The organism is Flavobacterium sp. GNP001 (genome assembly GCF_054343775.1).
This window is the reverse complement of sequence record NZ_JBTGUX010000001.1, coordinates 964,343-977,655: the sequence shown is the minus strand read 5'-3', so window position 1 is coordinate 977,655 and position 13,313 is coordinate 964,343. Positions and strand designations below refer to the sequence as shown.

Sequence of the window (13,313 nt, the reverse complement as noted above, 5' to 3'; positions counted from 1 at the left end):
TTGGATATATCAATAATCATTGTCAATTACCGCGGCTGGAAAGCGCTAAACGAGTGTTTAGAATCGCTAACAAAAATCAGTGAATCACAGCACTCATTTGAGGTTATTGTGATTGATAATTTTTCGAATGACGGTCAATTGCCGAACTTTCAAGTCAAATATCCACAGTTTATTTTTAAAGAAAACACAGGTAATAATGGTTTCTCTAATGGTTGCAACACAGGTGCAACCATGGCAAAGGGAAACCATTTCCTTTTTTTAAATCCTGACACCAAACTCACTACTGCAGCTTTAACTGTTTTGGTAGAAACTGCAATTGCGAAACCTGAAATTGGAATTTTATCTTGTTTGCAGATCAATGAAAATGATAAATACTACAAACAAAATAATTTATTTCCAGCAGCAGGACGTTTTTTTGGTATATCGCGAGCCATATATCGTAAGTGGAATGCAAATGCTTTAAAAAATCGATTTCAAAACACAAATGAATTGTTTTACCCTGATTGGGTGACTGGTGCTGTTGTAATGATCAGTAGATCGTGGTTCGAACGAATTAATGGTTGGAACGAGGATTATTGGTTGTATTTTGAAGATGTTGATCTTTGTAAAAAAGCAGTTAAAATGGGAGCTAAAATAGCGGTGACTCGCAAAGCAACCATTTTTCATCAACATGGAGGTGCCTCTCGCTTGAATGTAGTAACCAAAGCGCTTACAAAAACAGAGGTTATTATTTCTAAACACACCTTCATAAGCAATGAATTTACAGGCTTTAGTAAGTCATATTTTCAATTCATATTAGTAGTAAGTGTATTACTTGAAAAAAGTATTTTGTCCCTTTTTAGTTTGGTTTTATTTTTTGTTCCAAAACTAAAAGTACACCGACTCATGCTGCGAAATTTAACCACATACTACATCCATGTTCTTCAAAACAAAACTTGGATTAGTCCACGCGCAATGAATTTTAAAAGAAAAAGTGTTCTTTAAACCAACTTGATTGTTTCCATGAAAATATTAGTAATTCAGCAAAAAATGATCGGTGATGTATTGGTAAGCTCTATTTTGTGTGATAATTTGCGCAAAGCGTATCCTAATGCACAAATTGATTACATGGTTTATCAATCAACAACTCCAGTGCTAGAAGGACATAAAAGTTTCGACAAATTAATCCTATTCGAAAAAAAACATCAAAATAGTAGATGGGAATACTTCAAATTCATTCGATCGATCCGAAAAGAGAGATATGATATCGTTATTGACGCTTACTCGAAACTTGAAAGCTGGTTGGTCGTCTTATTTTCAGGAGCAACTAAAAAAATATCATACTGGAAAAAAGGGCGTTCTTTTTTATACACTGATACCGTTGTCAGACACGAGCAAGCCACGAGCAATGCGGGTCTAATTATAGAACAACGTTTATCATTACTCAATCCCTTGCAATTGAATGTAAGCTTGGACAATTTTCCTAAAATTTATGTAGCTGAACATGAAAAAGCATTTGCCAAAAAACTGTTCGAAGAACAAGAAGTTGATACAACCAAAAAAACAATAATGTTAAGTATTCTTGGCAGCAGCCACGATAAAACTTATCCTTTGGCGTACATGGCTCTAGTAATAGATTTCATTGCCGACCATAGCGATGCTAACCTACTTTTTAATTACATGCCTCAACAAAGCAGCGAAGCTACTGAACTATACGAGGCTTGTAAATTGAGTACCCAAAGTAAAATTTATCCAAAAGCAATTGGCCACAGCATACGCGATTTTATTGCCATTATGAATGCTTGTGATTTTATTGTTGGCAATGATGGAGGCGCTATCAACATGGCAAAAGCACTCAACAAACCCTCATTTATCATCTTTTCTCCTTGGATTGATAAAAAAGGCTGGGCGACTTTTGAAGATGGAATTCGACATGTATCGTTGCATTTGAAAGAATTCAATCCTGAATTGTTTTTATCAAAATCAGCGAAAGAAATCAAGCAAGAAAGTGACAATTTATACCAAAAATTTTACCCTGATTTAATTTTTCCTGCTCTAAAGAATTTTTTAAATACGCATGCTAAATGAACTATTTGAGTGCAATTTCTCAAATACAAACGTTTACTTTTGTTTTTAAAACCAATCCTAGATAATGACCACAGATTTCCCACTTGCTTTATCCGTTTTGATCATTACGCTAAATGAGGAGCTGCAAATGCATACCTTATTGAGTGGTCTTGATTTTGCAAGCGAAATTATAGTAGTTGATTCCTTTAGTACAGATGGGACAGCAGAAGTCTCCAAAGGGTTTTCTAAAGTAAAATTTTATCAAAACAAGTTTGAAAACTATGCTGCGCAGCGCAATTATGCATTATCATTAGCCAGCAATGATTGGATTTTATTTCTAGATGCAGACGAACGTTTGACACCAGAATTGCAAAATGAAATTAAAACTACATTACAGAATCCTGCCGCAGTAGCGTATTTGTTTAGGCGCACATTTATGTTTCAAAATGAGTTATTACGTTTTAGCGGAAATCAAACCGATAAAATATTCAGGCTTTTTAACAAAAAATATGCTCAGTACGCCAATGATAAATTGGTTCATGAAAAGCTGCAGGTTCAAGGTAAAATTGCAACCTTACACCATCGTTTGATTCACTATTCATATACCGACTATAATTCATACAAAGCGAAAACAGTCAGATATGGTGAATTAAAGGCTCAGGAGAAGTTTTTAAAAAATGAAAAAGTGTTACTTGGCAGTTCTTTTTTTCATCCCCTCTATAATTTTTTGTACAATTATATTGCTAGATTGGGTTTTTTAGATGGCAAAAAGGGACTAATCATTTGCTACCTAAATGCTAATTCGGTTCGAGTTCGATATCAAAAATTAAAACAACTTTGGAAGGAATCAAATTTACCTCCAAAAAAGTAGTTTCTGCTTTCGAGCGCGCTTTCTGTGAAATTTGGTTTGAAAATTGATCGTGTAAAAATTCATTTTTGCAAAAACCTCATCGTAAGGAATAGCAGCTAATTTGCTGTACTCATCACTCATAACTGCAATCATTTCTTCTTTTGGCGTAAGCCTAGAAAAGTTTTTCATTCGCAAGTCAAAACTCATTTCATGATGAAAATTCATTCGGTTCAAATCAACTAAATAAAAACTATAGCGTCCGTTTCCCTCGTTTTTTATGAGTGTGTTTCCAGGTGAATGATCTAAAAACTCGATTCCTTTTTCATGCAACAAAAAAGTAAAAGCGGTAAATTGACGTAGAATATTTTCATGATCCGGATAATCAGGCTGCAGGACTAATTCTCGGTAAGTTAACTCTGTTTGTAAATGCGCACTTGCATAAAAACTAGATTGCAAACCCAACCAATTAAAATGTTCTACATAGGCCAAAGGTTGTGGTGTACCAATACCATTTTCTAACAGTCGAGTAGCATATTCATAAGAGCGTCGCGCTTTTGACTTACGAAAATATTTGTACGCAATTTGATTGATAATATTAGGAATTTTAAATGATTTGATATTTATCACCGCACCATCCACTGTAAATAATTTGATGATGTTTCGCTGACCGTCACCAAAAACAGTTCCTGTGGTTTTAAAATTCTTTATGCAATCGGCTATAGATTGAGGGACCATCATTTTTTCCTAATTATTTTTTATATTGCTGTAAAAGTGGTTTCCAAAAATGGGTAACCTTATTTTTATTAATGCCATGACAACCAAAAGGCATTTGATTGTTATTCAATTTCAAAGCCAATTCCGGCTTTCTATCCATAGCAAAACCAAGAGCTTCTTGATACAGAGGGATTTTAAAATTAGGATATAATTCTGGTACACGAATTGACCAAAAGACATCTTCAATGGCGCATAAATCGCGTTCTTTATCGGCTAACAATTTTTTAATAGCGTCTTTTTGTTCGGTCGCAATTTTTAAATGAGTAGCCGTTTTACGTAATGAAAATCCACCATTACCTACTTTATAAAAAATCACATCCCTTCTTTTGGTGCGGTGTGATTTAAATGGTTTTAGCAAAGCATTAATTTGTTTTAAAGGGAATTTTTCTTGAGTTGCAATCCACGGTGCTCCAACATAATCATAGTCCTTGGCACACCAATCGGCCAATTGATCAAAAAAAACAAAGGCATCCAACTGGTAAATTAAAATAAAGTCCGACTCAATGAAACGTTCATAAAAAGTAGCAGAAAGTAACAACTCATTGTATCCATCTATACTCTGAAAATAAGTTTTTGGAAAATACTCGATCTGTACTTTTGGATACTTTCCCGTAATAAAACTTGTATCTAAACCTTCTGGTTGCACTAACACAATGTCGTAACTGGATAATACAGCGTGACATTGAACAAAGGATTCTTCCTCTAATTCTCCAAAAAAACTTCGATAGACAGGAATAACTACTTTTACTTTTTGACTCATTCGATCTTGAATTGATACTAACATACACCAACTTAAAAACTACTTTAAAGGCCGTACATGTTATGAATTGACAAAAATAATCTTATAATTAAGAAAAACATATTTATTGAAAATTAAATTTATAGCAATCCTCTAGGATATTGCTTAATTTTGCATCGAATTTATCTCAGAAAAATGGATATTAATAACGAAATACACAAAGCTTACGAAGTTATCAAGGAAGGCGGAATTATCTTGTACCCTACTGATACTATTTGGGGAATTGGCTGCGATGCCACAAATCCTGATGCTGTAGCCAAAATATACAAACTTAAACAAAGAGCCGAAACGCAAAGCATGATTGTGTTGATGAATGGTGAAAAAATGATGTACAATGTTTTTAAAGACATTCCGGAGGTAGCTTGGCAAATAATCGATTTATCTGAAAAACCAACTACTTTAATCCTAGACAACCCACGAAATGTAGCGCCAAATGTTATTTCGGCAGATAAATCGCTTGGTGTACGACTAGTAAAAGAACCGTTTTGCTTTAAGCTGATGGAAAAGATGAAAAAGCCATTGGTATCAACATCAGCAAATATCTCTGGCCAACCCACTCCTATTGCATTCAAAGATATCAATCCAGAAATTATAAAAGGTGTGGACTATGTTGTAAATTTGCATCAAGATAAAATTGGAGGGAAACCATCAACTATTATAAAATTAACAAGCGATTCGCAGGTGAAGGTTATTCGTAAATAATTATCTAATAATGCTTTTCACCGCAGATTCGCAGATTATTAATTCATTTCCTCCTTTATGTCAGAAGTATATTTAAATAAAGATGAAACGTACCAAATAATTGGAATTCTGTTTGAAGTGCATAAAAACTTAGGCAAAGGATTTTCTGAAATTGTTTACAAAGATGCAATAGAATACGAATTAAACGAAAATAATATAATTTTTGAACGTGAAAAGGAGTTTGAAGTAAATTACAAAAACACAACCTTGAAACATAAATTCTATGCAGATTTTGTCGTGTTTGGTAATATCATTCTTGAAGTTAAAACTGTAGATTGTTTCAACAATAACCACTACAATCAATGTATTAATTACCTAAAAGTCTCTAGATATGAATTGGCTTTATTAGCTAATTTCAATTCAAAATCCCTCGAATATAAGCGTATCGTCAATACAAAAAATTAAAAATAAATCTGCGAATCTGCGGTTAAACAATGAATTACAAGCAAGCATTAAACAATAAAATATTCGAAATCATCTCCCAAGCTTCGCAAGAATTGAACGTAGAAAGCTATGTGATTGGAGGCTTCGTGAGAGATTTCATTTTAGGAAGAGATTTCAAAAAAGATATTGATGTCGTTGCCGTTGGTAGTGGTATCGAACTAGCATTAAAAGTATCGCAACTTTTGCCAAACAAACCAAAAGTACAAGTTTTTAAAACCTATGGCACCGCTATGCTGCGTTTTGAAGATACAGAAATTGAATTTGTTGGTGCCCGAAAAGAGTCTTATCAATCGGATAGTCGCAACCCTATTGTTGAAAATGGTACTTTAAAAGATGATCAAGACCGACGCGATTTTACGATCAATGCCTTGGCAATTTCCTTGAATGAAGGAACTTATGGCGACTTGCTTGATCCGTTTCAAGGTCTGCAAGACATGGATAAAAAGATTCTGAAAACACCTTTAAATCCTGATATTACTTATTCTGACGATCCGTTACGAATGATGCGCGCTATTCGATTTGCAACGCAATTAAATTTTGAAATTGAAACCGAATCATTGCAAGCGATCACTAAAAACGCCGAGCGAATTAAAATCATTTCGGGCGAACGCATCGTTGATGAACTCAACAAAATTTTACAAACTGATAAACCTTCTATTGGCTTTTTATTATTGTATCAAACAGGCTTGTTGGATTTAATTTTGCCTGAGCTTACGGCCTTAAATCAAGTAGAAGAAATTGAAGGTCATACACATAAAAATAATTTTTACCACACTCTAGAAGTGGTCGACAATATTTGCCCAAATACGGATGATGTTTGGTTGCGATGGGCTGCTTTGTTGCACGATATTGGTAAAGCACCTACCAAACGATTCAATAAAAAACAAGGATGGACGTTTCACGGACACGAATTTTTGGGCGGTAAAATGGCCAAAAAAATATTCGAACGACTGCACATGCCTTTGAACCACAAAATGAAATTTGTTCAAAAAATGGTTTCAATGAGTTCAAGACCGATCGTTTTGTCTCAGGATTTGGTAACTGATAGTGCGGTTCGACGATTGGTTTTTGATGCCGGTGAAGATGTTGAAAATTTAATGATTTTGTGCGAGGCAGACATCACCACTAAAAATCCAAACAAGTTCAAGAAATACCACAAGAATTTTGAAATAGTTCGCAAAAAAATTATTGAGGTAGAAGAGCGTGATCATGTTCGTAATTTTCAACCGCCAATAAGTGGAGAAGAAATCATGGCGATTTTCAACTTAAAACCTTCTATGGAAATTGGCCGTTTGAAAGAAGCGATTAAAGAAGCAATTTTAGAAGGCGAAATCCCGAACGAATATCAAGCAGCATATGATTTTATGTTGATCAAAGCAGCAAAGATGGGTTTGGCCAAAGTTTAACTATTGTTTCAAATAGCAATGCTGGACTTTTAGCTACTTTTGCAACAGCAAAACAATTGCAATTTTAGCGCTAAAAAAATAAAAAATGGTCGATAGATAGACCTCAATTTTTCTACCAATTCAGATGAAAAAATACTTTTTAAAATCAGCAAAAATAGCCTTAGTATTGGTTTATTTGGTCATATTTGCCGGAGCTTTTGTTCGATTAACAGGCTCTGGAATGGGATGCCCAGATTGGCCAAAATGTTTTGGATACTACATTCCACCAACCGAAAAAAGTCAACTCCTTTTTACACCGTCTAAACAGTATGAAAAAGGGCAAGTGATTATTAAGGATGAAGCGCTTTTGGTGGCTAAAACTGACTTTACCTCAACAAGTAGTTTTGACAATGCAAACTGGGAGAAATATACCAAACACGACTACGCCATTTTTAACCCGATGCACACTTGGGTAGAATTTATAAATCGACTTTTTGGAGCTCTCGCAGGTATAGCTTGCGTCATTACATTCGCGTTAGCATTTGGATACCGCAAGGAAAATAGCAAACTAATTTACCTTTCCTTTGCTGTTTGCTTACTGATGGGATTTCAGGCCTGGCTAGGCAAAACAGTTGTCGACTCTGATTTGAGCCCTTATAAAATTACCACACACATGCTCGCGGCACTACTTATTGTTGCATTGCAATTGTATGTTATTTTTAATGTTCAAAAAAACAATCAACCTGCAGTTAACGCACCTACGAAATATAAAAATCTTTTAATCTTGGCTTTGTTGTTAACTTTGGTTCAAATTATTTTGGGTACTGATGTTCGTGAACAAGTTGATATCGTTGTGAAAACAGGAGCGCCGGAGATCATGTGGTTGCAAAACCCAAGTTGGATTTTCTACTTTCACCGTTCCTTTTCAATAATTGTTTTGGCTATTAATGCCTATTTATTGTACCTCAACAACCAATCAAATTTAGGATACAGCAAAACCAAATGGATTATGTATTTGCTTGCTGTAGAAATCGCTTCGGGCATTGCCATGTATTACTTTGATTTTCCTTTTGGAACGCAAACGATTCATTTGGTTTTAGCAACAGTGTTGTTTGGTGTGCAATTTTACCTATTTTTGGAAACCAGAAAGAAAAATATCCTTTCTGTATAATACCTAGACTATATTGTCGCAGTTCTTGTTGCCTATTTTAAATTAAAATGTCAAAACTTGCTAGCCAAGATCAGTTTTTAGATTTGTCTGATTACGGAAGATCATTTGGAAGATTGCTTGCCAATCAATTAAAAAACACTCGCTTTACACCCATACACGTTACCTTACTTTTTGGCCTCTCAGGTTTAACAGCAATCTATTGCATGCTAGTAGGCGCTTATATTTGGGCTGCTTTTTTTATAGTTCTCAAGTCAGGTATTGATGCCGCTGATGGCGAATTGGCTCGACTTAAAAATACTCCATCATACACCGGAAGGTATCTAGATAGTGTGTTTGACATTATCCTAAATTTTATGTTTTTGATGACAATTTGTTATATCTCAAAAACAACTTTGTTACCAACATTGCTTGCCTTTTTTGGTATTCAGCTTCAAGGCACATTGTATAATTATTATTACGTTATTTTACGCAACAAATCAGTTGGCGGTGATAGTACAAGCAAAATATTCGAATACAAATCTCCACGCGCTTTGCCAGGCGAAACGCAAAAATCAGTAGATATTTTATTCAAAATTTACACTATTGTTTATGGCTTGTTTGACAAAATCATCCACACGCTTGATGCTGATGCGTACAAAGTAAAAACATTCCCAAACTGGTTCATGACCCTACTTTCAATTTATGGTTTAGGTTTTCAACTGTTACTAATTGCCGCTTTACTTGCCTTTGACAAAGTAGAATGGATTATTCCCTTTTTCATTTTTTATACAGGGTTTATTTTGGTTTTAATTGCTATTCGAAAAATATTCTTCAAGGTTTAAATCAAAATAGATTTAATCTATAACTCTACACTAAAGCACTATAAACCAGTTTCTATTGTGTTTTATATTAAAGTTAAACAAGAAGTATTTTTATATGGTTTTCAAAAAAAGCAAATGGTCTAATGGAAAGCTCATCTTTTAAAAGTTATTAAATCAGAAACGCACCAAGGTTTACATGCGGTTAAAATCATGTATTTTTTCTTTTTAATTTGTCCCAAAATAACCATTTAAAATTAAGGAAAATCATCACCACTAAGATAAGGCCGATCCAGAAATAGTCAAGTAACGAAATGTTTTTGTAGTGCGGCTGACTTATCTTTCCGTATATACCAATAGTATAAGGAACAAGTAAATAAACTGTTGCCAACAAAAATAAAATTTTCAAACATTTTTTCATAAAAATGAACTTATAATTTTAGAATTGGGAACATCTTCAAACTGCGATTAAGCAGCAAAACTAACAGTTAATAACCGTAAAAAAGTGGTTATTTTGAAACAAGATCTTTTAAAATTTCGTGCAAATGATTTTCCGAATTTAGTAAGCTATTTTCTGCTTTTGTAAATTCGTTTAATACCTTATCGAATAAATCTTCAAGATTTTCTGCCAGCACAAACATGTCTTCTTCATCTCGACCAAAATTGATAACTTGTCCCCATTTTCCTTTTGAATCGGGGTCAAGATCAATTCCGATATAGTTGCCACCATAATCTGAAAATATAGGCAACCATTTAAAATGAAAATATTTTTTTTTGATTGCTTGCGGCGGAGTTGACGTGAATGGAATTTCCTGATCAAAGTCATATGCAAATCGCTCCAATTCATAATTTCCATCTGAAAAAAGTACAAATCGTAACTCGTCCCAGCGATAAGTTGGCTGTTCAAGATTATACAACTCATTGACATATTCTTCAATTTCACTTGTATCTACCCGCATTATCTCTCTGTTATGAGCTGTTGTGCTTTCAGATTTATAAAGATAAGGACCGCCAAAACTATTGAGCCCACATTGAAATTCTATTTTATACCAAGCTTTTTTTAAGCCAAAAAAGCTTTTCTTAGGAGCTTTACTGCTGTAGAAATTAACAATTTTCTTTATGAGATACTCTGATTGATCAGGGGTCGCAATGGTATTTTCTTCATATTTTATTAGAGTTCTACTAAAATTCAATTGTCGAATAATTTCCTCCGAGTTGCAAAATTGTTCTCCAAAAAAAATACCATTGCCACTATCATTCTGCCCATTTGCATATTCATAAAGTGCAATAATTTCATTAGGTAATTTTTCTTCTAGCAAGGCTTCTATTTCTTGAATTCCATTACTATCAATTGGCTGATTCAGCGCTCCCAATTTCATTTTAGTTTGTTCTTCTTGAACTCTTATAATTTTCTGAAGTTTTTCTACAACATTCATACGCAATTCTGTTTCGTCATAAATTATTCTAACTAAGTTATTTTTAGCCCAACCAATTTTTAAAATCAGCCACTTTTTCGCGGCTTACCACTACCTCATCTTCTTTATACGTTGGCAACACTACACGCAAGCGCGAATTACTGTACATGACAATTTCTTTAATGGCTTTCATTGGCACAATAAATTTTCGGCTAATGCGATAAAAATCCTTCGGATCCAATTCTTGCTCAAGCTGCTCCAAGGTAGACTCAATCAAGTAATTCCGATTGTCAACAGTATGCAAGTATGTTCCTTTGTTTTCACTAAAAATACATTCAATTTCGTCAACGGCTACTACTTTTAAATGCTGACCAATTTTTACAGTAAAGCGTTTCTTGTAGCTTTTGTCAAACGGATTTGCTAACATTTTTTTTATCTGCTCAAAATCGATTCCTAAATTTGGTGTCGACACTACTTCTTTGGGCAACAATGATTTGAATTTACTTACCGCAACTTCAAGATCATCCTCATCAATTGGTTTTAAGAGATAGTCAATACTGTTTAACTTGAAGGCTCGCAAGGCATATTCATCGTAAGCCGTTGTAAAAATGACAGCACTTTTAATTTCAACTTTTTCGAAAATTTCAAACGATAAACCGTCAGACAATTGAATGTCTAAAAAAATCAAATCGGGATGTTCGTTTGCAGAAAACCATTCGACCGCCTCCTCAACAGAGTGAAGCATCGTTTGCACTTGTACGCCTAACTTTTCTACTTTACGTTGTAAAAGTCGTGCTGCTGGTTTTTCGTCTTCTATAATTAATGTTGTCATGAATGGCTATGCTTGCTTTATAATTGATAGTTTGGCCCATCTCGGAGAGTAAAAATAAGAATTTAGTTATTCCCAATTCGAGTTTTTTTGCTTTTCCATAAGTTCTTTGATTTTACGTTCTTCCCAATCGCGTCCTAAAAATACTGGAGGTACAAAAACCGATAATCCATGCGCGGCTAGACCAATTCCCCAAAAAATTGCAGTAGCAAAATTTCCCCATTGAAAATAGCTTTCATCTGGCTTAAGGTCTTGTGTATTCAACACTATAATCATTATGTTAATGACTATGTAAACAATAAGGTGCGTATAAAAACCTTTAATTTTTTTTACACGTTTCAGTGCATTATCGTATGCTATTTGATCTGTTGTAGTCATGATTACTCGTAGGTGTTAGTTTTGTTTTTCTCTTCTTTTATGTATTGTTGAATTTTTCTCTCTTCCCAGTTCTGTCCAAAAAACGGAAGCCAATTGAAAACTCTAATGGCGTGAAATAAAAGTCCAATTCCCCAACTTCCGAAAGTCCAAAAGAAAAATATATGGTTTGGAGAATATCTAAAATTTATCAATATCAGAATTCCATTTACAAGTACAAATGAAGCAAGATGCGAATAAAACCCTTTTAACTCCTCCACTTGCTTCTTGGCTTTTTGATACTCCTCAAATTCGTTATTGTTTGGTTTATTTAGTTCCATTTGTTTGTTTTGTTTTTGTTTAAAATCTGTTGAATTTTTTGTTCTTCCCAATTTTTGCCGTAGCCAAAGGTCTCGAGTGCGTGAAACGTTAATCCCATTCCCCAACCCAGAAGCGGGAACCAAAACCACTGAAAAGGATGCGGCGAACTCAGGTTAACGATGATTAAAATTGGGATTACAATACAGTACGAAATTAAATTTCCGTAAAATCCTTTTAATTTTTCTACCCTTTCTTTAGCTCTTGTGTAAGCTAAATTTTCGTTGCTAATTGTATTTGTTTCCATAGCGGCTATTTGTTTGGTTAAAATAGGAATCAGTACTTTAAAGTGTGTTTCCGTTTGTTCTACTAAAACTTTTCTTTTTGATAGCAAGGCATAACGGCTTACAATATTTTGCAATCCTACACCTTGACGGTCTTGTAATACTTCTTTTTTTTGCAAATTATTTTGAACTACGAGGTAATTATCCTGAATGAATATGGTAATTTGCAAGGGTTTATTTTCACTTACTACGTTATGCTTGATGGTGTTTTCTAGTAATAATTGCAAGGATAATGGCACTACTTTAGCCTCTGTATTCTCAAAATCTGTTGGCAATTGAAAGTTAATACTGTTTTCAAATCGCATTTTCAATAGATTCATATAGGTTTTGGCAAAAGCCAATTCCTCGGCAACACTCACTAATTCTTTATCTTTTTGCTCTAAAACATATCGATAAATTTTAGATAAAGAGGTTGTAAAACGCTGTGCATTTTCAGGATTTTCCTCTATTAGTGAACTCAAAACATTCAAACTATTGAACAAAAAATGTGGGTCAATTTGGTTTTTTAAACTCTCGAATTTGGCATTGGCTGTACCTGCAATAATTTTTTGTTCCTTGACTTTGTTCTCATTGTACGCTTTGTAAAACGAAATAGCGTGCACGGAGAGGGTTACAAAAAAAGTAATAATAATAGCAAACAAATATTTTGAAGGTTTTTCGTTTGCCAAAAAATAATCAAATGTTTGATTTTCATACACTACCACTTCAAAAACATGCATTAAGAAAATCACTAGCAATGAAACTAAAAAAGAACCTATAAAACCTGCCACTAATCTCTTAATTGAAAATCGATCTGTAAAAAAAGAGTCTAATTTTATAAACAAAACCGCATTTGCTGCATAAAGTGAAAATGTATACAAGGCCGTAAATAAAAACTGCGTCACTAATTGTTGATTTAGTTTTACAGTACTTCCCATGACAGCGTTTATGATTTGCATAATAACAAATATCAACACGGTGAGTTTAATTACTTTTTGGAGTTGTTTATAAAGTATGTTCATTTTATAAGTTCTTTAGTTTCCTGCTAGCCACAGCAACGTCAATTG

Annotated in this window: 15 protein-coding genes; 8 read left to right on the top strand and 7 right to left on the bottom strand. The window is 34.0% G+C overall.

The genetic code is table 11. The annotated features are described in order from the left end of the window. From ACXX8U_RS04140 to ACXX8U_RS04130, 3 genes are all read left to right on the top strand, one after another. A complete protein-coding gene (locus tag ACXX8U_RS04140; protein ID WP_458564735.1) occupies positions 1-984 on the top strand; it encodes a glycosyltransferase family 2 protein in 984 nt (327 codons plus the stop codon). Between the two features lie 18 nt (positions 985-1,002). Beyond that, entirely contained in the window at positions 1,003-2,067 is a 1,065-nt protein-coding gene (locus ACXX8U_RS04135) for a glycosyltransferase family 9 protein (protein WP_458564734.1), read from the top strand. Positions 2,068-2,131: 64 nt separating this feature from the next. Continuing rightward, positions 2,132-2,917 (top strand): glycosyltransferase family 2 protein, encoded by a 786-nt coding sequence (locus ACXX8U_RS04130; protein WP_458564733.1) that lies wholly within the window; start codon positions 2,132-2,134, stop codon positions 2,915-2,917. Here ACXX8U_RS04130 and ACXX8U_RS04125 read toward each other — a convergent pair. Together ACXX8U_RS04125 and ACXX8U_RS04120 are read right to left on the bottom strand one after the other, a co-directional pair. Continuing rightward, positions 2,900-3,634, bottom strand: a complete 735-nt coding sequence (locus ACXX8U_RS04125; RefSeq protein WP_458564732.1) for a Kdo domain containing protein — start codon at positions 3,632-3,634, stop codon at positions 2,900-2,902. The two genes, ACXX8U_RS04130 and ACXX8U_RS04125, sit on opposite strands and share 18 nt — an antisense overlap. Before the next feature lie 10 nt (positions 3,635-3,644). After that, a complete protein-coding gene (locus ACXX8U_RS04120; RefSeq protein ID WP_458564731.1) occupies positions 3,645-4,430 on the bottom strand; it encodes a DUF5672 family protein in 786 nt (261 codons plus the stop codon). Positions 4,431-4,604: 174 nt separating this feature from the next. Between ACXX8U_RS04120 and ACXX8U_RS04115 the strand changes: the two genes are divergently transcribed. From ACXX8U_RS04115 to ACXX8U_RS04095, 5 genes are all read left to right on the top strand, one after another. Further along, positions 4,605-5,171: an L-threonylcarbamoyladenylate synthase gene (locus ACXX8U_RS04115; RefSeq protein WP_458564730.1), complete on the top strand. Its 567-nt coding sequence runs from the start codon at positions 4,605-4,607 to the stop codon at positions 5,169-5,171. Positions 5,172-5,228: 57 nt separating this feature from the next. After that, positions 5,229-5,615, top strand: a complete 387-nt coding sequence (locus tag ACXX8U_RS04110) for a GxxExxY protein (RefSeq protein WP_458564729.1) — start codon at positions 5,229-5,231, stop codon at positions 5,613-5,615. Between the two features lie 29 nt (positions 5,616-5,644). Beyond that, positions 5,645-7,060, top strand: coding sequence for a CCA tRNA nucleotidyltransferase (locus ACXX8U_RS04105; RefSeq protein ID WP_458564728.1), 1,416 nt, complete (start codon positions 5,645-5,647; stop codon positions 7,058-7,060). A gap of 124 nt (positions 7,061-7,184) precedes the next feature. Next, entirely contained in the window at positions 7,185-8,210 is a 1,026-nt protein-coding gene (locus ACXX8U_RS04100) for a COX15/CtaA family protein (protein ID WP_458564727.1), read from the top strand. A 47-nt stretch (positions 8,211-8,257) separates the two neighbouring features. Beyond that, a complete protein-coding gene (locus tag ACXX8U_RS04095; protein WP_458564726.1) occupies positions 8,258-9,031 on the top strand; it encodes a CDP-alcohol phosphatidyltransferase family protein in 774 nt (257 codons plus the stop codon). A 485-nt stretch (positions 9,032-9,516) separates the two neighbouring features. Here ACXX8U_RS04095 and ACXX8U_RS04090 read toward each other — a convergent pair whose 3' ends face one another. The 5 genes from ACXX8U_RS04090 to ACXX8U_RS04070 all read right to left on the bottom strand — a co-directional run bounded on the left by ACXX8U_RS04090 (position 9,517) and on the right by ACXX8U_RS04070 (position 13,268). Beyond that, positions 9,517-10,443, bottom strand: a complete 927-nt coding sequence (locus ACXX8U_RS04090; protein WP_458564725.1) for an SMI1/KNR4 family protein — start codon at positions 10,441-10,443, stop codon at positions 9,517-9,519. Positions 10,444-10,486: 43 nt separating this feature from the next. Continuing rightward, a complete protein-coding gene (locus ACXX8U_RS04085; RefSeq protein ID WP_458564724.1) occupies positions 10,487-11,254 on the bottom strand; it encodes a LytR/AlgR family response regulator transcription factor in 768 nt (255 codons plus the stop codon). Between the two features lie 66 nt (positions 11,255-11,320). Beyond that, positions 11,321-11,629, bottom strand: a complete 309-nt coding sequence (locus ACXX8U_RS04080) for a 2TM domain-containing protein (RefSeq protein WP_458564723.1) — start codon at positions 11,627-11,629, stop codon at positions 11,321-11,323. Between the two features lie 2 nt (positions 11,630-11,631). Beyond that, positions 11,632-11,946 carry a 2TM domain-containing protein gene (locus ACXX8U_RS04075; protein ID WP_458564722.1) on the bottom strand — a complete coding sequence of 105 codons (315 nt, stop codon included), beginning with the start codon at positions 11,944-11,946 and terminating at the stop codon, positions 11,632-11,634. Further along, positions 11,937-13,268 (bottom strand): 2TM domain-containing protein, encoded by a 1,332-nt coding sequence (locus tag ACXX8U_RS04070; RefSeq protein ID WP_458564721.1) that lies wholly within the window; start codon positions 13,266-13,268, stop codon positions 11,937-11,939. Before ACXX8U_RS04070 ends, ACXX8U_RS04075 begins: the two co-directional genes overlap by 10 nt. Positions 13,269-13,313 lie beyond the last annotated feature (45 nt).